The 21,837-nt window shown below is 33.5% G+C and carries 26 protein-coding genes; 15 read left to right on the top strand and 11 right to left on the bottom strand.

Annotation, left to right across the window (positions count from 1 at the left end):
* The first annotated feature begins 95 nt into the window (after positions 1-95).
* The 5 genes from THEYE_RS08935 (at position 96) to THEYE_RS08915 (ending at position 4,158) form a co-directional block, all read left to right on the top strand.
* Positions 96-1,052 (top strand): inorganic phosphate transporter, encoded by a 957-nt coding sequence (locus tag THEYE_RS08935; protein WP_012546725.1) that lies wholly within the window; start codon positions 96-98, stop codon positions 1,050-1,052.
* Positions 1,053-1,068: 16 nt separating this feature from the next.
* Positions 1,069-1,917, top strand: a complete 849-nt coding sequence (locus THEYE_RS08930; RefSeq protein WP_012545447.1) for a universal stress protein — start codon at positions 1,069-1,071, stop codon at positions 1,915-1,917.
* A 152-nt stretch (positions 1,918-2,069) separates the two neighbouring features.
* Complete coding sequence (locus tag THEYE_RS08925) at positions 2,070-3,218, top strand: MFS transporter (RefSeq protein ID WP_012545988.1); 1,149 nt, start codon at positions 2,070-2,072, stop codon at positions 3,216-3,218.
* Between the two features lie 7 nt (positions 3,219-3,225).
* Complete coding sequence (locus THEYE_RS08920) at positions 3,226-3,753, top strand: Chromate resistance protein ChrB (protein ID WP_012545718.1); 528 nt, start codon at positions 3,226-3,228, stop codon at positions 3,751-3,753.
* Positions 3,754-3,774: 21 nt separating this feature from the next.
* On the top strand, positions 3,775-4,158 hold the full coding sequence (locus THEYE_RS08915) for a hypothetical protein (protein WP_012546268.1): 384 nt from the start codon (positions 3,775-3,777) through the stop codon (positions 4,156-4,158).
* Positions 4,159-4,207: 49 nt separating this feature from the next.
* On the opposite strand, the gene THEYE_RS08910 is transcribed toward THEYE_RS08915, so the two are convergent.
* The 3 genes from THEYE_RS08910 to THEYE_RS08900 form a co-directional block, all read right to left on the bottom strand.
* Positions 4,208-4,654 carry a hypothetical protein gene (locus tag THEYE_RS08910; RefSeq protein WP_012544938.1) on the bottom strand — a complete coding sequence of 149 codons (447 nt, stop codon included), beginning with the start codon at positions 4,652-4,654 and terminating at the stop codon, positions 4,208-4,210.
* A 140-nt stretch (positions 4,655-4,794) separates the two neighbouring features.
* Positions 4,795-6,183 carry a sigma-54-dependent transcriptional regulator gene (locus THEYE_RS08905; protein WP_012546113.1) on the bottom strand — a complete coding sequence of 463 codons (1,389 nt, stop codon included), beginning with the start codon at positions 6,181-6,183 and terminating at the stop codon, positions 4,795-4,797.
* Between the two features lie 9 nt (positions 6,184-6,192).
* The gene (locus THEYE_RS08900; RefSeq protein ID WP_200855666.1) at positions 6,193-7,599 is read right to left on the bottom strand and encodes a sensor histidine kinase; all 1,407 of its coding nucleotides are present in this window, start codon (positions 7,597-7,599) and stop codon (positions 6,193-6,195) included.
* 23 nt (positions 7,600-7,622) lie between these two features.
* On the opposite strand from THEYE_RS08900, the gene THEYE_RS08895 reads away from it, so the two are divergent.
* The 8 genes from THEYE_RS08895 to THEYE_RS08860 are packed head-to-tail and all read left to right on the top strand — an operon-like array spanning position 7,623 to position 13,553.
* Positions 7,623-8,333, top strand: a complete 711-nt coding sequence (locus tag THEYE_RS08895) for a YggS family pyridoxal phosphate-dependent enzyme (protein ID WP_012546351.1) — start codon at positions 7,623-7,625, stop codon at positions 8,331-8,333.
* A gap of 1 nt (position 8,334) precedes the next feature.
* A complete protein-coding gene (proC, locus tag THEYE_RS08890) occupies positions 8,335-9,120 on the top strand; it encodes a pyrroline-5-carboxylate reductase (protein ID WP_012546562.1) in 786 nt (261 codons plus the stop codon).
* Between the two features lie 29 nt (positions 9,121-9,149).
* Positions 9,150-9,458, top strand: a complete 309-nt coding sequence (locus THEYE_RS08885; protein WP_012545961.1) for a YggT family protein — start codon at positions 9,150-9,152, stop codon at positions 9,456-9,458.
* Positions 9,455-9,925, top strand: coding sequence for a DivIVA domain-containing protein (locus THEYE_RS08880; protein WP_012545060.1), 471 nt, complete (start codon positions 9,455-9,457; stop codon positions 9,923-9,925). The genes THEYE_RS08885 and THEYE_RS08880 overlap by 4 nt, the downstream gene beginning before the upstream one ends.
* Positions 9,915-11,177 (top strand): histidine--tRNA ligase, encoded by a 1,263-nt coding sequence (hisS, locus tag THEYE_RS08875; protein ID WP_012545147.1) that lies wholly within the window; start codon positions 9,915-9,917, stop codon positions 11,175-11,177. The genes THEYE_RS08880 and hisS overlap by 11 nt, the downstream gene beginning before the upstream one ends.
* Positions 11,164-12,159: a D-glycero-beta-D-manno-heptose-7-phosphate kinase gene (rfaE1, locus tag THEYE_RS08870; RefSeq protein ID WP_012546729.1), complete on the top strand. Its 996-nt coding sequence runs from the start codon at positions 11,164-11,166 to the stop codon at positions 12,157-12,159. The genes hisS and rfaE1 overlap by 14 nt, the downstream gene beginning before the upstream one ends.
* Complete coding sequence (locus tag THEYE_RS08865) at positions 12,152-13,114, top strand: DUF814 domain-containing protein (RefSeq protein ID WP_012545808.1); 963 nt, start codon at positions 12,152-12,154, stop codon at positions 13,112-13,114. Before rfaE1 ends, THEYE_RS08865 begins: the two co-directional genes overlap by 8 nt.
* 19 nt (positions 13,115-13,133) lie before the next feature.
* Positions 13,134-13,553: a lipoprotein gene (locus THEYE_RS08860; RefSeq protein ID WP_012546448.1), complete on the top strand. Its 420-nt coding sequence runs from the start codon at positions 13,134-13,136 to the stop codon at positions 13,551-13,553.
* Here THEYE_RS08860 and pstB read toward each other — a convergent pair.
* The 8 genes from pstB to THEYE_RS08820 form a co-directional block, all read right to left on the bottom strand.
* Complete coding sequence (gene pstB / locus THEYE_RS08855) at positions 13,550-14,308, bottom strand: phosphate ABC transporter ATP-binding protein PstB (RefSeq protein WP_012546432.1); 759 nt, start codon at positions 14,306-14,308, stop codon at positions 13,550-13,552. The two genes, THEYE_RS08860 and pstB, sit on opposite strands and share 4 nt — an antisense overlap.
* Positions 14,305-15,144, bottom strand: a complete 840-nt coding sequence (gene pstA, locus THEYE_RS08850) for a phosphate ABC transporter permease PstA (protein WP_012546243.1) — start codon at positions 15,142-15,144, stop codon at positions 14,305-14,307. Before pstA ends, pstB begins: the two co-directional genes overlap by 4 nt.
* Entirely contained in the window at positions 15,141-16,070 is a 930-nt protein-coding gene (gene pstC, locus THEYE_RS08845; RefSeq protein WP_012545177.1) for a phosphate ABC transporter permease subunit PstC, read from the bottom strand. Before pstC ends, pstA begins: the two co-directional genes overlap by 4 nt.
* A 39-nt stretch (positions 16,071-16,109) precedes the next feature.
* On the bottom strand, positions 16,110-17,393 hold the full coding sequence (locus tag THEYE_RS08840) for a glycoside hydrolase family 1 protein (RefSeq protein WP_164924869.1): 1,284 nt from the start codon (positions 17,391-17,393) through the stop codon (positions 16,110-16,112).
* A complete protein-coding gene (locus tag THEYE_RS10525; protein ID WP_242341333.1) occupies positions 17,341-17,649 on the bottom strand; it encodes an ATP-binding protein in 309 nt (102 codons plus the stop codon). Before THEYE_RS10525 ends, THEYE_RS08840 begins: the two co-directional genes overlap by 53 nt.
* A 184-nt stretch (positions 17,650-17,833) precedes the next feature.
* Positions 17,834-18,037: a histidine kinase gene (locus THEYE_RS08830; protein WP_012546085.1), complete on the bottom strand. Its 204-nt coding sequence runs from the start codon at positions 18,035-18,037 to the stop codon at positions 17,834-17,836.
* The gene (locus THEYE_RS08825; protein ID WP_051345828.1) at positions 18,030-19,088 is read right to left on the bottom strand and encodes a GGDEF domain-containing protein; all 1,059 of its coding nucleotides are present in this window, start codon (positions 19,086-19,088) and stop codon (positions 18,030-18,032) included. The genes THEYE_RS08830 and THEYE_RS08825 overlap by 8 nt, the downstream gene beginning before the upstream one ends.
* Positions 19,042-19,791 carry an EAL domain-containing protein gene (locus tag THEYE_RS08820; RefSeq protein WP_012545502.1) on the bottom strand — a complete coding sequence of 250 codons (750 nt, stop codon included), beginning with the start codon at positions 19,789-19,791 and terminating at the stop codon, positions 19,042-19,044. Before THEYE_RS08820 ends, THEYE_RS08825 begins: the two co-directional genes overlap by 47 nt.
* A 169-nt stretch (positions 19,792-19,960) precedes the next feature.
* Between THEYE_RS08820 and THEYE_RS08815 the strand changes: the two genes are divergently transcribed.
* Entirely contained in the window at positions 19,961-20,650 is a 690-nt protein-coding gene (locus THEYE_RS08815; RefSeq protein WP_012546642.1) for a PHP domain-containing protein, read from the top strand.
* A gap of 4 nt (positions 20,651-20,654) precedes the next feature.
* The gene (locus THEYE_RS08810) at positions 20,655-21,827 is read left to right on the top strand and encodes a ceramide glucosyltransferase (RefSeq protein WP_012545796.1); all 1,173 of its coding nucleotides are present in this window, start codon (positions 20,655-20,657) and stop codon (positions 21,825-21,827) included.
* The last annotated feature ends 10 nt before the right edge of the window (positions 21,828-21,837 follow it).

Genomic DNA, 21,837 nt, shown 5'->3' with positions numbered 1-21,837 from the left:
AAATATATTTTGATGTAACAATAGTCACTAAAATTTTACTTGACATTTTATTTATAATATGTAACAATAGTTACATTAAAATGGGAGGTGAATATATGGAGACTTTTTACATTGTAGGGATGATTATTGCTGGATTGTTTTTTGGATGGACCATTGGTTCCCATTATACTGGTGCAGTGATGGGAACAGCTTATGGAGCAAAAATATTTGATATCAGAACTGCCACACTAATAATGGCAGTATGTGCTTTGTTGGGCGCCACGCTTCAGAGCCATGAGGTTATTAAAACTGTTGGTGCAGGAATTATTCCTATTGAGTATCTTACGCCTTTCAGAGCAATGATCATGATGCTTAATGCAGCGCTCGTTACTGCTGTTAACACATGGCTTAAGCTGCCTATATCAACAGCTCAATTAGCCTGTTTTTCAATTGTTGGAGTTGGTCTTGCAATAGATGCTCCAGTCGCATGGGAAAAAACAATGCTTCCTCTTGCTATTACATGGGTTGGAACTCCACTGGTTGGATGTCTCTTAGGTTTTATTTTTACTAAAACAGTGGGAGCAGTTAAGAAAGCAGAAAAAATAAAAAGAGCTGTTCTTATACTTGCTTGCTGTTATGCCTCTTTTACATTGGGAGCTAACAACAGCGGATTGGCTGTAAGTGTCCTTTATGGAAGCGGAACTGTGAAATCTCTTTTATTAGCTGGTTTCATAGGAGGAGTTGTTGTTGCAATAGGTGCTTTAACTTGGGGTAGACCCTTACTTGAAAAAGTAGGGCTTCATATTGTTCAGCTTGAGATAAACAGTGCCATAGGAGCACAGTTTGGACAGGCAACAACAGCTTATATTGCAGCGCTACTTGGTTATCCTACATCAATGAATCAGGCAATTGTGGGAGCAATTGGTGGTGCAGGGCTTGCAAGAGGAGTAAAATACATTCAGCTTAAAGTTGTAAAGGAGATTGTAATAAACTGGTTTGTCTCTCTGATTGTTTCAGGATTCACTGCATATTTTCTATACAAAATTTTTTCATGGCTATTAGGAGCCAAATAAAATAGGAGGGATTAAAATGTTTTCAAAGATTCTTTATCCTACAAAGTTTGATGAGCTTTCTTTTCCAATTTTAAAAAGCCTCACATGTTTAAAATCAGCAGGATTGAAAGAGATTGTATTGCTTTATGTTATAGATGAAGAGGCTATTTATTATGCAAAGGAATCAGGATTGCCTGTTGATATTGAGCAGATTAAACAGTCTGCAAATGAAAAAATGAAAGAATATTTAGATTATCTTAAATCAAACGAATTGTCAGTAAAGACAAAAATAACTTCAGGTAAGGTTGTAAACGAGATTGTCAACGAAGCAGCCCTTGAAAATGTTTCCCTTATCGTAACAGGAAGACATAAAAGACATATGATTGATGAGTTATTTATTGGCTCCACCACAGATGGAGTTGTTAAGAAGTCTTCTTTGCCTGTTTTAGTGGTAAAATATCATACAATTAGGATGATTGAAGGTAAGCTCACAGAGCAATTCTGCCCAAATCTTTTCAGAAAAATCCTCTATACCACTGACTGGTCAGAGCATTCAGAACGTGCAAAAAAATACATACCCCTTTTATATAATGCAGGAGCAAGGGAAGCAGTAATTGTTCATGTGATGGAAGATGGAAGCAAGGAAGAAAATAAGAAAAAATTAAATGCTTTAAAGCAAGAGATTGAGAAAACTGGATTTAAGGTGAACTCTAATTTAATTCAGGGCAAACCATACAAAGAAATTATTAATCTTGCCTCTCAAGAAGATGCTTCTCTTATTTTGATGGGCTGTCATGGCAAGGGATTTATAAAAGGGATTCTTATAGGTAGTGTTTCCCAGAGGGTTCTGGAATACAGTGATCGTTCTGTGCTCATTGTAAAATAGGAATGAGATTCCTCGTCGCTAAAGCTCCTCGGAATGACAAGAAAAGGAATGACAGATGGAGGTAATTGGAAAATATCAGAACTTGTAGTTTATTGATTCTCAATAAATTACAATTTTTTGCCAGAGTCTATAATTGATATAGGAGGAAAGAATTGAAACCAGCTACCATATTTATTGTTTTACTTGGTTTTGTAAGCCTTTTTTCTGATATGACCTATGAGGCTGCAAGAAGTATCACAGGTCCATATCTTGAAGTCTTGGGTGCTTCTGCTGCCTTAGTAGGTCTAATCGCAGGTCTTGGAGAGTTTTTAGGATATGCTTTGAGACTCATCTCAGGCTGGATTGCTGACAAGACAGGTAAATACTGGAGCATAACAATCATCGGCTATATCATAAATCTTTTAAGCGTTCCTGCATTGGCTCTGGTAGGACAATGGCAACTTGCAGCACTTCTAATTATGGCTGAAAGAATTGGTAAGGCAATACGAAATCCTTCCAGGGATGCCATGCTAAGCCACGCAACAGTAGAGATTGGTCGGGGATGGGGATTTGGACTTCATGAGGCAATGGACCAGATTGGTGCTATGATTGGACCATTGATAGTTGCAGGAGTTTTTTATTTTCATGGAGGATACCGAGAAGCTTTCGGTGTGCTACTCATTCCTGCAGCTATTGCTATTTTAATTCTTCTTTTTGCCCGGATTCTCTATCCCTCACCAAGAGATTTAGAGATAAGCAAGCTTCATATTGAAACAAAAGGATTAAGCAAAGTTTACTGGATTTATCTCATCGCTGTTGCCTTAAATGGAGCTGGATACGCTGATTTTCCCCTTATTGCATATCATTTTAAAAAGGTGGCGACGGTTTCTGAACAGTGGATACCAGTTTTTTATGCAGTGGCTATGGGAGTTGATGCATTGGCAGCTCTGCTTTTTGGCTATCTTTTTGACAGAAAAGGGCTATCAGTTCTTATTATTTCTGTAGCTCTTTCAGCGGGATTCGCACCTCTTTGTTTTCTCGGAGGATTTTACTCTGCTTTGATAGGGATGACTCTTTGGGGAATAGGCATGGGTGCTCAGGAGTCTATAATGAGAGCAGCGGTTGCTCTCTTAGTTCCAAGAGAAAAAAGAGGTATTGGATATGGAGTTTTCAATACAGGATATGGTTTATTCTGGTTTTTAGGTAGTGTTATCTTGGGAGTATTGTATGATTTTTCAATCTCAGCTTTGATAGTTTTCTCAGTGATTTTACAGCTTGCAGCAATACCCTTTCTACTGAGAGTAAGAAAAATGTTACACTAAAAATTAAATGAAATGGCTTTTTATATCATACACTGTGCCCTCAAATCCTTCACGAGCAAGGGTTTTTATATGGAGAGAATTGAAAAAACTTGGTGCAATAAACTATCAGACTGTCTGGGTTTTGCCATATTCAAAGGAAATCATAGAGAAGGTTCAAAATCTTGAAAAAACTATAGAAAACTATGGTGGGCAGGTTCTTTTAGCAGAGGGTAAGGTATTGAACAAGGAAGATGAAGAAAAAATTCTCAATGCCTTTGTTGAAGCAAGAAATAAAGAGTATCAGGAAGTAATTGAAAAATGCGAGGATTTTTTTAAAGAGATATCCTTTGAGATAGAACGGCAGAATTTTATATTTGCAGAAGTTGAAGAAAACGAAGAGGAGCTTGAAAAACTTAAAGCTTGGTTAAAAAAAGTAGAAAAAAGAGATTTTGTAAATGCCCCCCTTAAAAAGGAAGCTATTGAGAAAATTAAGAAATGTACAAGAGTTTTTGAGGAATTTTCAAAGAGAGTATATAAAGAAGCACAGAAAGAATAAAGAAATTATGGAGGATTAAATATGAAAACATGGTTTGTATATGTTTTTGGCCGGTGGATTGTTCTTTCTGGAATTGCCGGTGCACTGCTTCAGTTTGTGCTGAGCGATTACTTAAAAATTCACACCATACCCGCATTTTTACTTAATCAGTTTTTACTTGCCAATGTATTCTGGTTTGTAGACAAAGCAATATTTAAGTCACACTTCAAGATTCCTGCTTTTTATCCCCTTTGGGAGATAAGGGAAAATGTTAGATGCGCTGATTGCGGAACTGTTTGTGAGGGATATAGAGTTGTTAAAACCAAAAACTATGATAGACTTCATGACCCAGAACCACAGTTTAGATGTAAAACCTGTAGAGAGAAAAAATTAGAAGAACTAAGAAAAAGAGGAATAGAGGTATAAAATAAAAAAGGTGGAGGAATGTTCCCCCACCTTATAAAATGAAAGAAGATTACTGTTTCTTTTCAGCTGGTTTTGCTTCTTTCTTTTCAGCTTTCTTTTCTTCTTTCTTTACTTCCTTTTTCTCAGCTTTAGCTGCAACTTTCTTTACGCTCTTTGCTGTTGCTTTGCCATCTTTCTCGGTGTATTTTACTACAACCTTATCTCCAGCCTTTACATCCTTAATCTGCTCATCTGTTACTGCAACTGTGAGTTCCTGCTTTTTGCTTTTTACTGTGATGGTTTTGCCAACTGTGTCAACAGCTGTAACCTCACCAGTAATCTGTTTTACTTTTTCTTTCTTAGCAGGTTTCTCAGCTTTCTTTGCTGGCTCGGCTGGTTTTGCTGGCTCAGCCTTCTTTGCAGGTTCAGCTGGTTTTGCAGCAGGCTGCTGAGCAAATGCTGCTGTTACTGTGAGAGCAAATACCAAAGCCATTACTATTGCTAAAATTTTCTTCATCCTTTTTGTTCACCTCCTTTCTCTTATGTTTTTTACAAGGGATTTCAGTTTTTAGCTCTAAATAAAGAAGCAAATTACATGCCATTGTAAAAAGATTGTATTTTCAATGTTACTTTAAAATGTAAGCTCAAGATTTTTCGTCATTTCACGAAATTTTTCGTCATTTCACGAATGTTATCAGAAAGTCCAAATTTTTTAAGTCTGTACCAAAATGTATCATAACTCATGCCAAGTAAACGAGCAGCTTTTGCAATGACAAAATTTGATTTAATTAAAGCCTTTTTAATTAGTTCCTTTTCAAGTTCTTCATAGTTTATGCCTTCGTCAGGAATATCTATATCAAATAGATTTTTTGGTGTTATTACTCTTAATTCATCCTGAATGTCATTGAATGTTATTTTGTCTTTTTCACATATTATTATTGCTCTTTCAATAACGCTTTCAAGTTCTCTTATGTTTCCTGGCCAGGAATAGTTTAAAAGAGCTTCCAATGCCTTTTCTTCAATTCCATTAACTCTTTTACCAAATTCCTTAGAGTATTTCTCTATAAAAAAATGTACGAGATCTGGAATATCTTCTTTCCTTTCTCTTAATGGAGGAATTTCAACTGTTATAACCTTTAGCCTATAATAAAGGTCTTCTCTAAATTTGTTTTTTTCTACTTGTTCGGAGAGATTTTTGTTTGTTGCAGCGATAATTCTTACATCAACTTTATTTGTATCTTTGCTGCCGATTTTTCTAACTTCTTTGTCCTGAAGCACTCTGAGCAGTTTAGACTGTGTTGATAAGGGAATTTCAGCAATTTCATCAAGGAAAAGAGTTCCTTTGTCTGCAGATTCTATAAGTCCTATTTTCCTTGTATTCGCTCCTGTGAATGCTCCAGGTTCATATCCAAAAAGTTCACTTTCAATTAAAGTATCTGGTATGGCTGCGCAATTTATAGCTATGAATGGTTTATCTTTTCTTGGTGAATTATAATGAATTGCTCTTGCTATAAGTTCTTTTCCTGTTCCGCTTTCTCCGTATATAAGCACGGTTGCGTTTGTTGGGGTTGCTTTTTTAACTATATCAAGGACCTGAAGCATCTTTCTGGATTTTCCAATGATGCCATCCATTTTAAATTTTTCATATAGTTCCTTTCTTAACATCAAATTTTCTTTAATAAGATTCATTCTTTCTTCTGCTTTTCTAATAGTAACAAGAAGAACTTCTTTATCAAGAGGTTTTGTTAGATAATCAAATGCTCCTTGTTTAATAGCATTAACTGCAGAAGATATAGTTCCAAAAGCAGTAATAACAATTACAGCAGGTCTGAAGGGCTCTTCAGGTAGACTATTAAGAATTTCAATCCCATTTTGATTTCCTAATTTTAAGTCAGTAAGAATTATTTCTGGCAAAATCTCATTAATTATCTTTGACGCCTCCTCTAAAGAAGAAGCAGTGTAAACATTATAACCTTCCTCTGAAAGGATAGTTAAGAGAATTTCTCTTTGTAATGGTTCATCATCTATTATTAGTAATGTTGTCATTGGCACATATTAAACCGGTATATAGATTTTTACTTCGCTGCCATGCCCTGTTTTGCTTAAAAATTCTATTTTTCCACCATGTTCTTCTATAACTTTCTTTGCTAAAGAAAGCCCCAGTCCCAGTCCCTCTTTTTTTGTAGAAAAGAATGGTTCAAAAATCTTATCTATAAATTCTTCGGGCACTCCAGAACCTGTATCAGCTATTTGTATTAAGAGATTATCTTCTATGAGTTCTGTTTTGATAAAAAGATTTTTTGTCTCAGAATCCTTCATTGCATGTAAAGCATTAGTAATTATATTTAGAAAACAACTTTTTATCAAATCTACATCAAGATTAAGAGTAAAATCAATTGTGTAATCTTTGTAAATATTAACTCCTTGTTTTTCTGCTGTGGCTTCAATGATTGAAACAACATCATCTATTATTTCTATAATACTTGCAAATCTTCTATTAAGTTTTAGCGGTCTGGTATATTCAAGATATTCTGTAATAAGATTATTTACCCTGTAAATTTCCTGTTTCATGCTTTCAAGTAGTTTTGTATAATTGTTAGCATTCTGTTCTTCTTTCTTTAGTTTTTCTATAAGGTGATCAATGCTTAAATTTATAAAATTAAGTGGATTTCTGATTTCATGTGCAATTGTTCTGCTAAGTTGGCCGATTGCGGAAAGATGTTCTGCTTCTCTAAGCCTTTCCTGCAGAATCTGATTTTCCTGAAGTTTCTGAATCATGAAGTTAAAACTTTCTGCTATTTTACCTATTTCATCTTTTCTATTGATATTTAGTCTATGATGAAAATCTCCCTGAGCAACCTTTATTGCAGCTTCAGTTAAAGTATCAATTGGCTTAGTATATCTTAAAGAAATAAGATAAGTTACGATTATGCCTATGGAAAATATAATTAAGGTTGTTAGCATTCTTTTAAGTGCATTGGTTTTTAAAATTTTTGAAAAATCATCTTTATTAATTCTGAGGTGAATATATCCATATTGCACATTACCTGCTATTACAGGAACTATTACATTGTAAACATTTTCCTCTTCAAATACCGGTTCACCGAGTTCTGCCTTGATGATTAATTCTTTTTTTCTGTGTGTTATTGGTTTACCTATGTTTTGGGGATTAGTGCTTGCAATAATTTCCTGTGTATTGCTAATTATAGAAACTTCTTTTATTCCCTTTGTATTAAGCTTTTTTAAGTAATCTGTAAGTTTATTTGCCCCTCCACGAGTGACCTCTTCAACTCCTATTTGAATAGCTTTTGTAAGGTCTGCGGTTTGACTTTCTATTTCTTTTAATAGTTTTTTTTCAGTCTGAGTATAAAATGCATAAAGTGTGGACATTAAAGTAAAATTAAGCAAAAGCAAAAGCACTATCAGCTTCCACTTCAGAGAGAGCCTATCAAGGATATTCATAATCATGTATAATGTATTATAGTATGCTTTCAGAAAGAATATCATCTGTTGTTAAAAAAATAACTTATGCTGCTTTAAGAACAGGAAGGAATCCAGAGGAGATTAAACTCATTGCTGTAACAAAATCTCAACCCATTGATAAAATAAAAGAGGCATCTCAGCTTGGTTTAAGGATTTTTGGAGAAAATAGAGTTCAGGAAGCAAAAATTAAAATAGAGGCTTTAAAGGAGTTTATAGCTCAGTGGAAGATGAGCATTGAATGGCATATGATAGGGCATTTACAAAGTAATAAGGTAAAGGAGGCTGTTAGACTTTTTGAAATAATTCATTCAATGGATTCAGAAAAACTTGCGATACTAATAAATAAAGAAGCAGAAAAAGTTGGTAAAATTCAAAGAGTTTTAATTCAAGTAAAACTTTCACAAGAAGAGTCTAAATATGGAGTGAACATTGATAAGATAGAAGAATTGATGGAATTTTGCACAAATCTTCCAAATCTTAAAGTAGAAGGACTTATGACTATTCCACCGTATTTTGAAAATCCTGAAGATTCAAGACCATATTTTAAAAACCTCAGACAAATAAAAGAGATTTTATCTCAAAAAGGCTACTGTCTCAAAGAACTATCAATGGGAATGTCAAATGATTTTGAAGTAGCAATTGAAGAAGGTGCAACAATGGTAAGAATAGGTACTGCCCTTTTTGGGCAGAGACCAATTGACAGGAGGATATAAAATGATAGGTTTTATTGGAGGAGGTAATATGGCGGAAGCCCTTATCAGGGGGCTTGTCAAAGAGGGGAAAAAGAATATTATTGTATCCGAGCCAATTGATGAAAGAAGAAGATATCTTGAGAACTGTTATGGAGTAAAAACAACACCTTCAAACACTGACGTGGTTAATTTATCCGAAATTATTGTATTGGCAGTAAAGCCTCAAAATATAAAAGAGGTTCTTGAAGAAATTAAAGATGCTGTTTCTGAAAGACATACAGTGGTTTCCATAGCTGCTGGAATTCCTCTTGAATTTATTCAAAAATATCTTAAAACAGATAAATTAATCAGGGCAATGCCTAATCTTGCAGCTATAGTAGGAGAGGCAATGACTGTTTTAGCTTTGTGTGAATGTCTTGAGATGAAAATTATAGCTCCAGTTAGAGATATATTTATGAGCGTTGGGAAGGTAATAACTCTTCCAGAACATTATATGAATCTTGTTACTGCTCTATCAGGCAGTGGACCAGGATTTTTATGTTATATAGTTGAACAGCTTATAGATGTGGCAACAGAGCTTGGTTTTGCTGAAGATATAGCAAAGGAACTCATAGTCCAAACATTTATTGGGACAGCAAAGCTTCTTGATAGCGGACTGCCTCCTGATAAAATTAGGCAAAAAGTAACATCACCGGGAGGTACAACAGAAGCAGGTCTTAAGGTTTTATCAGATGGTGCTCTGAGGGGAATATTTTTTAAAACACTACAAGAAGCAACTAAAAGAGCTCAACAACTTAGTGTTGTGTAATGTTGAAATCTAATAAATTAGGAGGCTAAATGTTTATAATTGGGAATTTTTTAATTGCGATAGCAAATATTTTGGATATAATCTTAACAATTTACTCCTTTATTGTGATTATCGCAGCAGTAATTAGCTGGGTAAATCCTGACCCCTACAATCCGATTGTTAGATTTTTATATAGAGTTACAGAACCCCTGCTTCGTCCAATAAGAAAATTATTGCCTTTCAGATTGCCCGTAGATATTTCACCATTAATCCTTTTACTTATAATATATTTTTTACAGAAATTTTTGATTACAAGCCTCGTTGAGCTTGGCTATAGAATTAAAGGAGGAATACTATGAGAATTACACCACTGGATATTCAGCAAAAGCAGTTCAAAGTTAAATTAAGAGGTTTTGACATGGAGGAAGTATACTCTTTCCTTGAACTTGTAAGGGAAGAGTTGGAGGAACTTTTAAAGGAAAATTCTATGTTAAAAGAAAAGGTTGCAATTCTTGAGAATCAATTAGAGGAATATAGAAAAATTGAGCAATCAATTAGAGATACATTAATGACTGCACAGAAACTTGTTGAAGATTATCAAACAAATGCCAGAAAAGAAGCTGAACTAATAATAAAAGAAGCAGAATTAAAAGCAGAAAATATCATCAAGGAAGCACAGGAAAAAGTTGTAAAAATTCATGAAGATATCGTTGATTTAAAGGGTATTAGGAGACATTTTAAAGAAGAAATAAGGAGACTTATAGAAGGACATATGAGAATGCTTGAATTTGATAAAGAAAGAGAAGGGGAAGAAGGTGAAGTATAGTTTACTAAGAGGGATGCAGGATATCTTTTCTGAACAGATATATCTGTGGCAACACATTGAAGAACATGCCCGAAAGATACTTGAGAATTACAACTTTCAAGAAATTCGTACACCTATTGTAGAAAATGCTGAATTATTTTTAAGAAGTATTGGTGAGGATACCGATATAGTTGAAAAAGAGATGTATGTTTTTCAGGATAAAAAAGGAAGAAAGGTTGCTTTAAGACCTGAAGGAACTGCTTCTGTAGTAAGAGCTTATATTCAACACAATTTTTTTAATAATCCGCCTCCTCAAAAATTCTACTATATCGGACCAATGTTCAGATATGAGAGACCCCAAAAAGGGAGATTCAGACAGTTTCATCAGATTGGTGTAGAGTGCTTTGGAGTAAGTTCTTCTTGGATAGATGCTGAATTAATTTATATGCTTAAACTATTTTTAGAAAAATTGAATATTAATAATTTAACCTATGAGATAAATTCTCTGGGATGTAAGAGATGCAGACCTCAATATAGAAAAGTTCTTTTTAGTTTTTTAGCTGACAAAGTAAACCAACTATGCATTGATTGTAAAAGAAGATTTGAGAAGAATCCTTTAAGAGTACTGGACTGTAAAGTGCCTTCTTGTAAAGAATCTTTAAAAAACACGCCTTTGATTGTTGATTTTTTATGTCAAGATTGTAAAGAGCATTTTCTTAGTTTACAGAAAGAACTTGATGAAATGAATATATCCTATGCTGTTAATCCAAAAATTGTAAGAGGACTTGACTATTACACAAGAACAGTTTTTGAGGTGACAACCACAATGCTCGGTGCTCAGAATGCGGTAGCAGCAGGAGGAAGATATGATGACCTCGTTGAGTTATTTGGAGGTCCAACAACTCCTGCGGCAGGGTTTGCAATTGGCATGGAAAGATTGATAGAGATATGTTCAAATTCATTATTAATAAAGCCTAAAAAACCTTTTGTATATGTTGCATATATTGGTAGTAGTGTTGAAAAAGAAGCAAAAAAAGTTGTGAATTTTTTAAGAAATAATAATATACCTACAGAAACTGCTTATGAGAAACTCTCGTTAAAAAGTCAGTTAAGGAAAGCTGATAGAGTTGGAGCAAATATAGTTATAATTATTGGCGAGGATGAAATCAAAAAATCAGTTTATATATGGAAGAATATGAAGGATGGTTCACAGGGAGAAGCTTCTTTAAATGAACTATTAGAATTAATCAGGAGGAAATATGACACTGAGTAATGTGGAGAAAATTTTTGGAAACTTTAAAGATAAAAAAATTCTTGTTATTGGTGATATTATTCTTGATAGATATATTTTTGGAAAGGTAATGAGAATCTCACCAGAAGCACCTGTTCCTGTTGTAGAGGTTTATGAAGAGCAATACAGACTTGGTGGAGCAGCAAATGTAGCAAATAACATAATTGCTCTGGGAGGCAAAGTATATCTTTGTGGGATAATAGGTAAGGGTTCTGCTGGTAGAATTGTAAGGGATTTGCTTACGGAAAGAGGAATACAGCAGGATTTCATTTTTGATGATATAAGAAGAACAACAGTGAAAACAAGAATAATCGGAGGAAATCAGCAAATTGTAAGATTTGATATAGAGGACCGTAAAAGACTTGAAGGAAAAGCAAAGGAAACTTTTATTTCTATGATAAAAAATGGATTAAATAATTTTGATGCAGTAATTGTATCTGATTATAAAAAAGGTGTTGTTTCTGAAGAATTATTTCGTATTTTAGTAAACCATAAAAAGAAAAACGGCAGTTTTGTTGCAGTTGATCCTAAAGTGGGTCATTTCAGACTTTATAAGCAGGTTTCCCTTATAACTCCGAATATTGTTGAAGCCTCTCATGGAGCAGAAGTTGAGATTAAAGATGAAAAAACGCTTATAAAAGCAGGTTTTAATCTTTTAAAGAAGCTTGCCTGTGATTCTGTTTTAATAACAAGAGGTGAAGAAGGCATGAGTCTTTTTGAAAAACAGAATTCTGATGTAAATGTTACTCATCTGCCTACTGTTGCTAAAAAAGTATTTGATGTAACAGGCGCGGGAGATACAGTAATTGCGACTATAACACTTGCTTATGTAGCTGGTGCATCCTTAGTTGATGCTGCAAAAATAGCTAATGTAGCAGCAGGCATAGTGGTTGGTAAAATTGGAACTGCCGCAGCTACAAAGGAAGAGATAATGGAAGTGTTGAAAGCACATCCCTATGCATAAAGCTTTAGCTTTGTATTCTGGTGGACTTGATAGTCTTCTCTCTGTCCTTATTGTAAAGGAACAAAAAGTTGATGTGATCGCTTTAAAATTTTTAACTGGATTTGTAAGTCCTTTAAAAGAAGATGATTTCAATTATGCCAAACAATTTGATTTTGAAATAAGAGAAATAGATATTAGTGAGAAATTTATTGAGATTCTAAAAAAGCCTAAACATGGATATGGAAAAAATCTAAATCCGTGCATTGACTGCAAAATTCTTATGCTCAAAGAGGCAAAAGAGTTGATGTCAGCCTACAAAGCATCTTTCATAATCACAGGAGAGGTTATATCTCAAAGGCCAATGAGTCAGAAAAAAGAGTTACTCACAGTTATTGAAAAAGAATCATCTTTGCAAGGCATGATTTTAAGACCATTGTCTGCAAAACTTTTCCCTCCTACTAAGTCTGAAATAGAAGGAGTCATTAACAGAAATTTGTTATATGACATCAGTGGAAGAACGAGAAAACCTCAAATAGCCTTAGCAAAAAAGTATGGTATAGAAAAAGTTCCTCAGCCAGCAGGTGGATGTCTTCTTACTGATCCTTCTTTTTGTAAAAAAGTTAAAGACCTTATGGCTCACAATGAACTTACATTAAAAAATGTTGAATTGCTCAAAGTGGGAAGACATTTCAGAATTTCTGAAAAATGTAAGGCAATTGTAGGCAGGGATGAGAAAGAAAACAAACTCATACTAAGCAAATACAAAGGGCTTTTCCTTTATCCTTCTGACTTGAAAGGTCCTGTTGTTTTATTATCTGGAGATTATTCAGAAAAGGAGATTGATATAACAGCATCAATATGTGTTTACTATTCAAAAAGAAAAAATGCCGAAATAGTAATTAAATCAGAAACAGAGGAACAGAGGAAAATTTATGATGCAATCCTTGAAGAAGAGGTTGTAAAATACAGAGTATAATATTATTTTGGAGGCAGATATGAGGAAGATTATAATTGTTATGATAGTGTTACTACTTTTTAGTTGCGGAGGTAAAAAACAGGTTAAACAGCCATCTCCTGAATACTCTTATACAACACAAGCATTTAAAGTTGTTGATGAAATAAGGCAGTCTTATCAAAATAAAGATAACTCTGGGATAAGAAAAAACTGTTCAGAGTCCGCATACAGAGAGATAATTGCGTCAATAAGACCCTTTGATAAGGCAGAAGTTGAATTCACTCCTGTGCTTGCTGAGATGGAAAAAGACGGTTATAGACTGTATGTTTCATGGAATGGAAAGTGGAGTTATCTTGGAAATGAAACAGAAGAGAGAGGACTTGCAATTTTTTTAATAAAGGGAAATCCTCCACGTGTTGAAAAAATCGTTAGAGGTAATCCTTTCAGATACCCTGATTAACCAAATCTTCCTGTGATATAGTCTTCTGTAAGTTTGTTTGAGGGAACTGTGAATATTTTATCTGTTTTATCATACTCAATAAGTTCTCCGAGCATCATAAAACCTGTCCAGTCTGATATTCTTGCTGCCTGCTGCATATTATGAGTGACAATTATAATTGTTACCTTATCTTTTAATGAAACAATTAACTCTTCAATTTTTGCTGTTGATATGGGATCAAGAGCAGATGTAGGTTCGTCAAATAATATAATTTCAGGTTCAACTGCCAATGCTCGTGCAATGCAAAGTCGCTGCTGTTGTCCACCACTTAGTCCAAATGCGTTTGTATTTAGTTTATCCTTTACTTCATCCCAAAGAGCAGCATTGTTTAAGGCTTTTTCAACTCTTTGTTTTAACTCTGTTTTGTTTCTTATACCTTTAAGCTTTAATCCATAGGCAATGTTTTCAAATATTGACATTGGAAAAGGGGTAGGTTTCTGAAATACCATTCCAATTTTGCTTCTCAGTTCAATGAGGTCTGTATCTTTTGATAGTATATTCTGTCCCTGAAAAATTATCTCACCCTCATATCTATTCCCTGCATATAGGTCATGCATTCTATTAAAACATCTTAAAAGCGTGGTTTTTCCGCATCCACTTGGCCCAATTAGTGCTGTAACTTTGTATTTATAAACAGTCATATTTATATTTTTAAGAATGTGAATGTTACCGGTATAGTAAAAATTAAGATTTCTTACTTCAATTTCAGGATTCAATCTCTATACCTCCTTTTTATAAGAATTCTTCCAATGATTGTTGCAAAAAGAATAAAGACAGTTATCATTAAGGATGCACCCCATGCCTGAGTATGCCAGTCTTCATATGGTCCCATGGCATATTGAAATATGGTTACTGTAAGGGATGCTATAGGTGCATTCATGTTTGTAGAGAAGAATGTATTGTTAAATGATGTAAATAACAATGGAGCGGCTTCTCCAGTTACTCTTGCAATAGCAAGAATAATTCCTGTAAGAATACCTGTGGCAGCACCTCTGTAGACAACCTGAATAATTACCTTGTAATAAGGTGCTCCAAGTGCAAAAGCAGCTTCTCTTAATGTCCAGGGGATGAGAGAAAGCATATTTTCTGTCGTTCTTAACACTGTAGGAATCATAATGATACCGAGAGATACAGCACCTGCCCATCCACTGAAGTGTCCGAGAGGTTTAACAATTATTGCGTAGACAAAAGCACCAACAATTATTGCAGGAACACTAACCATAATATCTGCAAGAGTGCTTATGATTTTTGATATTTGATATTTTCTTCCATACTCAGCAAGAAATGTCCCGCCGAGAACACCAACTGGAACTCCAATCAAAGTAGCAAATACTGTAATGAGTAGATGCCCTACAAAGGCATTTCTTAATCCTCCGCCTTCTTCTCCTGGCGGAGCAGGATCATTTAAAAATAAAGAAGGATTTATGGATGTAATCCCATGTCTTAAAACGTCAATAATTATAAAAAAAAGCCAGAATATACCCCATAAGGCAGTCAGAAAGCATATAAAAAGTGCGATAGCGCTGGTTATTTTTCTCTTTTTTAATATCATTTTCTCTCAGCCTTCAATAGGAATACCTTCGCAAGTGCAAGAATAGTAAAACTCATTATAAAAAGTAAGAAAGCAAGATAATAAAGAGAACTAAGATATATATCTTTATCAGCTTCAGTAAACTCATTCGCAAGTTTTACTGTAACAGTCGCTGCAGCATCAAAGAGTGATGTAGGAATTTGATTTAAATTGCCAAGAACAAAGGCAACTGCCATTGTTTCGCCAAGAGATCTCCCCAATGAAAGTCCTACACCACCGAGAACACCAAGTTTTGAATATGGCAAAACAATATTTTTTACAACTTCCCACTTTGTTGCTCCAATTGCATAGGCAGATTCTTTAAGTACAGAAGGAGTTAAATTAAAAGAATCTCTTGCTATTGAAGCTGTGAAGGGAATTATCATTATGCTTAGAATAATACTTGCTGTAAAAAGATCAACTCCAAGAGGAGTTCCCTCAAAAAGCTTGCCTAAAAGTGGTAATTTGCCAACTGTTGATTGTAAGAAAGGTTCTATGTATCGGCTCATTATGGGAGCAAGGGTAAAAAGACCCCACATTCCATAAATTATGCTTGGAATAGCAGCAAGTAGTTCTATAGCAGTTCCTATAATCCCTTTTAAAAAGGAAGGAGCAATTTCTGTTATAAAAATTGCAATTCCTGTGGCAATAGGGACTGCTAAAAGCAAAGCAAAAAAGGAAGTTATCAATGTTCCTATTAACGCAGGAGCAGCACCAAATGTTTCTTGAACCGGATCCCATTCAGTTGAAAAAATGAATCCTTCAAACCCGAATTTATTCATTGCAGGGAGGGATTCTTTGAATAACACTACAAAAATTCCAAATGAAATAGCGATTATACTGAAAGCAGTAAAGGCAGTAATAGATAAAAATACTATATCCGTTAATTTACCCTTTTGTTTTTTCATTATTCCATATTATACCTTATGTTAATTGCAATATTAAATCTAACTCCGAAAGTTTCTTGAGTTTATTATGTATGAATAAAAAGCTGCTGCTTTTGTTGGAATTCTTCTGTATGTTTTAAAGTCAACCCTGTAAAGTCCAAATCTTGCATCAAGTCCATGAAGCCATTCATAGTTGTCTATCAATGACCAATAAAAGTATCCCCTTACATCTATTCCTTCTGAGATAGCGTTTTCAATAACATCCACGTGAGCTTTGATAAATTTCATTTTTTTATTGTCATCCTTTGTAGCTATACCATTTTCTGTTATAATTAGCGGAACATTTAATTTAGAAGCGTATTTGAGAACCTTCTTTAATCCCTTTGGATATATCTCCCATCCCATATCAGTAAGCCCATGTCCATCTATATCTCTGTGTCTGAATTCAATAAAAAGCTTCCTTAGAGGATTAAATCGCATATGAACTCTTGTATAATAGTTAATTCCAAAAAAATCAAGCTTTCCCTTTATAGGAACCTCAATTTCCATTGTTTTTCTAAAAGGAATAGGAAGACTGATTTTTCCATCCATAAAGCCTTCAATGATGGAGTGATTATAAAATCTTTTTGCTATTTTTGCCAGAAGTCTGTCAAAAGGATTACATTTTATCCACGGTGCAAATACAGCCATGTTATGGGCTATGCTTACCATGCTATTTTTGTTTTTTAAATGAAGTAGGTCATAAATTTGTCTATGGCATATAAATATGTTTTTCATTGCTTTCAAGGCTAAATTTAAATTCTGATATCCTGGTGGAATGCATCCTTCAATATATCCACCGAGTATTAATAAATAAGGCTCATTGAAAGTGAGCCAGTAGTCAACATTGTTAATATTTTCAATCAGTCTTTCAACATATTCCATAAATTTATCTATGGATTTTTTCTTGTGCCAGGGATATTTTGTTATAAACCATACGGGGTGTGTAAAATGATGTATTGTAATCATAGGTTTTATATTGTTTTCATTTAAAAGATTTATAATTTTTTGATAATGTCTTACAACTTCTTTATTCCAGTAATCCTCAGAGGGTTGAATTCTGCTCCACTCAATTGAAAATCTATAGGAATTGACCCCAAGATTTTTTATTAGCCTTATATCTTCTCTGTAAAGTTCATAGTGATTTGTAATCTTAGGATTAAGACTAAAAATACTGTCCCAGGTAGACCAGTCTGCATAAGGAGAGCCTTCAAGCTGAAATGCAGAAGTAGCTACACCCCAGAGAAAATCTTTATTCCTCATTTTTGAATGGGATTGATATGTAAACTGTTGTTCCTTTTCCATATTTGCTCTCTATTGAAATATTACCGTTGAGTATACTTATTAATTTCTTTGTTATGTAAAGCCCAAGTCCTGAGCTTTCATATAGTTTTTCATAAAAAGATTCTGTTGAGCAATAAGGATTAAATATCTTTTTTTGTTTTTCCTTAGGAATTCCTTTCCCTGTATCCTTAATTTTGACTAAAACATTATTATTCAATTTTTGCAACGCAAATAAAATGTAACCCTCTTGGGTGAATTTTGCAGAGTTTGATGCAATATTTAAAAGAATTTGTTTTATTTTAACAGGGTCAGAGCGTATTATAAATTTATCAGAGTGTAAGGCTGTTTTTACTTTTATAGGCTTATTTTCTATAAGAATTTTTGTTATTTCTACAATTTCATTAAGAATTTCTTCAAGATTAAATTCTTCAATTATTAACTCTTCCTTGCCTGATTGAAGTTTACCAAGTTGAATGGTATTTGAGATGTAATTTTTGAGAAAAAAATGCCTGTGAAATAATTAAAGAGGTATATTTTCTAATTTTTTCTACATCTGGTTTATCAAGACTTAATTCAATTAGTTTAGCAGTATTGGCTATAGCACTAAGAGGCGATTTTAACTCATGGAAAAAAATTGATAAATAGGGGATTTGTGCTTTATTCATTTCTTCTGTCCTTGAATATAACAGAAGTTTTACTCACTCTTGAAAGTCTTTTAGCTTCAGCTTTAACTTCAGAAGCAATTGAGGCAAGATGAGCAAAAGAGGTTATATTTCTTGTTTCTGTACTCACAATTGCGCATGTAAGCGAAAGAAGATTGAAAGCCTCTTGCTCATCTTTTCTATTTTTTGAGACATAATATCCTTTTATGAAATCCCCTTCATGAAAATATGGCAAAAGCTCTTCAAACTCTTTAATCACTCTTTTACATACTAATTCAGAAACTTCATTATTACAGATGATTATAAAATCATCGCCTCCAATATGTCCTATAAAGATTTCAGGAAAGTCTTTTTTTATTTTATTAAGTATATTACCAATACTTGAAATTACTTTATCTCCCTTTTCAAATCCATAGTAGTCGTTATAAGGCTTGAAATGATTTATGTCTATGTAGCACACATTAAAAGGACATTTGCATCTAATTTTTCTTTCTATCTCTCTTTGAATAGCCCAGTTTCCAGGCAATCCAGTAAGGGGATTTGCATCCCTCGCTATTATCAGTGATCTTTGGGTTATTGTTTCAAGTAAAACATTTATGGGAACAATTCCATAATACTCGTTATTTCTGCTAACAATTATATCGTCATATAGATTTCTTAATTCTCTTTTCTGAACTATCATAGAAGCATCTTCAAGTGTCATATGATAATCAATAACAAGATTGGGTTTTTCCATAACTTCAAAGATGGATTTCTGGGCATTTAAATGGATGCCATAGCCGAATCTCCCAAGCACTGTATGTTCCAAAAACCTGTTTCTATGAATCTGTCCAATTACAATATTATTATCTAACACAGGAATCAGGCTCAGTTCTTCATCTTTCATAAATTTAAAGAAAGCATCCATGATTTTAGATGTTTTATATAGTGGTTCTACTCTAATTGCAATATCTCCTATTGATAAATCCAAAATTGATGGTTCTATATCGCATTTAAATGATTTCAAATCATGTGGTAACATAATTGTATTGAATTTTTTCTTGAGGCTTTCCAAGATAAAATCCTTGAAGAAGGTCTACTCCAGCATTAACAGTTTCTTTGAGTTGAATGGCTGTTTCAATTCCTTCAGCCACAACCATTATATTCAATCTGTGACATACTGACACAGTAAATTCTATAAAGGACTTTGAAAAATGATTTTCTTCCATAGTATTTATAAAATGTCTGTCTATTTTTACAATATCTGGTTCAAGAATGCTTAGAAGTTTAGGTCCTCCAAAACCTGCTCCAAAATCATCTATAGCGATCTTGTAACCTCTCTTTTTATAGTATGAGACAGATTTAATAAATACTTCATAATTTTCTATTGCTGACTGTTCAGTTATCTCAAGTACTATCTTGTCTTTTGGAAAGCCAAACTCTTCAGAAAATCTATCTGTTATACCAATCTCATGTTGAGGATAAAAAAGAGTTTCAGGGCAGATATTAATAAATAAATAACTATTAATATTCTGTTCTGAGGCTTTTTTAATTGCATTTCTTCTACATATCATATCAAGTATAAATATTGAGCCATTTTTCTTTGCCTCAAGAAAGAGATCTTTTATATTCAAACTCATGGATATATGTCTTGTTAAAGATTCATAGCCAAAAATTTTTCCACTTTTTGAAGAAAATATGGGTTGAAAATGAACTGTAAGCTTTGAGTATAATAGACCTAATTTACTTTGGTTAAGATTATTCTCTGTTTGTAGCACTGTTCATCCTCCAATTTAAATTTTCTTAATAAAAAGTATTGCATAACTTTGTTACAAGAAAATTAAGGAACTGTTAAAGCATTGTTAAATTTTAGGTAAAAATTTAACAGAAATTTAAAAAACTTTTAACTTTCCTGTAACCTTGCAGAGCTATCATTAAATTAAAAATATGCTTTTATGTGACTTTCACATACATACCAAATACTCAGATGGTTCACTGGAACTTAGAAAGGTAGTTGATCTCTTCGGACAAGCGGGCTTTGATGTTATAGCCATAACAGACCATGTGGTAAATGGAGATAGTATGATTGGAAAATTTGCATATAGATTCAGATTTACAATTACTGAAAAAAATTTCAATGAATATATGGAAAATGTAAGATATGAATCAGAAAGAGCATGGAATAAATATGAGATGCTTGTTATCCCGGGAGTTGAGATAAGTAAAAATTATCTTTCTTCTGACAAATCATCCCATATTTTAATAATTGATATAAAAGATTTTATACCTGCTTGTGAATCTTATGAAGCAATATTTCTTGAGGCAAAAAAACAAAATGCAGTTGTGGTTGCCTGTCATCCACATCATATTAAGGGAGAGATACGCAATACGCTTTATCTCTGGAATAACAGAAACAAATACGGAAAATATATTGATGCTTGGGAAATTGCAAATAGAGATGATGTCTTCAATGTAGTAAGTCTTAAGAAATATCCATACATAGCAAACAGCGATTTTCATAAAGCAAGACATTTGTATTCATGGAAAACTCTGCTTAATTGCGAGAAAAATGTAGTTTCAGTAAAAAAATGTATAAAACACAATAAAGGTGTGGCAATAACACTTTTTAGGGGGTAAAAAAATGATTCTATGGATAGTTTTATTTTTAGTTTTTATGAGTTTAGCAGTTTACGCTTTGCAAGTTATAGCATTAAGAAGAAAGCTCAGGGAAGAATATGCATTTATTAATTTCCCTCCCATTTCAATAATTAAGCCACTTAAAGGTCTTGATGATAATCTATTTGACAATCTTGAAAGCTTCTGCAAACAGGACTATCCTGAATATGAAGTAATTCTTTCACTTCAAGACTACAATGACCCTGCTTATAGAGTTGCTGAAAAAATAAGAAATAAATATCCTGAGCTTGTAAAAGTTATTCTGAATAATTCATATAGTGCTTTAAATCCAAAAGTAAAAAATATGATTTCCGCTTACAAGGAATCAAAACATGATTATTTTCTCATAAGTGACAGTAATGTCTATGTTGAACCTGACTATTTAAAGAGGACTGTTTCTGCTATGACGCATGATACAGGACTTGTTACCAATCTTATTATGGGAGCGGGAGGGAAAACCTTAGGAGCTAAACTTGAAAACCTTCAGCTAAACTCTTTCGTAATTATAAGTGTCTGTTTTCTTGATAAATTTCTTAAGATGCCCTGTAGCATAGGCAAGTCAATGCTTATGAGAAAGAGCGATTTTGAAGAAATAGGTGGATTTAATGCAGTAAAGGATGTTTTGGCAGAGGATTATATGATTGGAAAATTGATGCACGAAAAGGGTAAGAAAGTTGCGCTTTGTAGCTATATTATTAAAAATATTAATGAATACTGGTCACTTAGAAGATTTTTAAATAGACATACCAGATGGGCAAAGATAAGATGGAAAATAGCTGGTTCAAAATATTTTATTGAGCCTCTTAGTAATCCTGTTTTTATATCTTCAATAATGCTTATTTTAGATGGCTTTTCAAAAAATTCTATAACAATATTTATTGCTGTGGTGACAATCAAAATTGCCTTTGATCTTTATATAAATAGATTAATGAAGTCTTCTACTGGACTTTCAGGGATTTTAATTCCATTGAAAGATTTTATAACAGGACTTATATGGTTTACTCCTTTGATAAGTTGCAAACTTAACTGGAGAGGAAACACTTATAAAATTGGCAAGGAAACGAAAATTATACCCTACGAGAGCAATTTTTTATTAAAACTTATCTTTAATAAACTCAGAACAGCAATAACAAATTAAAGGGGGTGCA

Origin of the sequence: Thermodesulfovibrio yellowstonii DSM 11347 (assembly GCF_000020985.1) — a bacterium.
Lineage (GTDB): Bacteria > Nitrospirota > Thermodesulfovibrionia > Thermodesulfovibrionales > Thermodesulfovibrionaceae > Thermodesulfovibrio > Thermodesulfovibrio yellowstonii.
The sequence above is the reverse complement of the archived record's forward strand: the minus strand, read 5'-3'. Positions and strand labels throughout refer to the sequence as shown.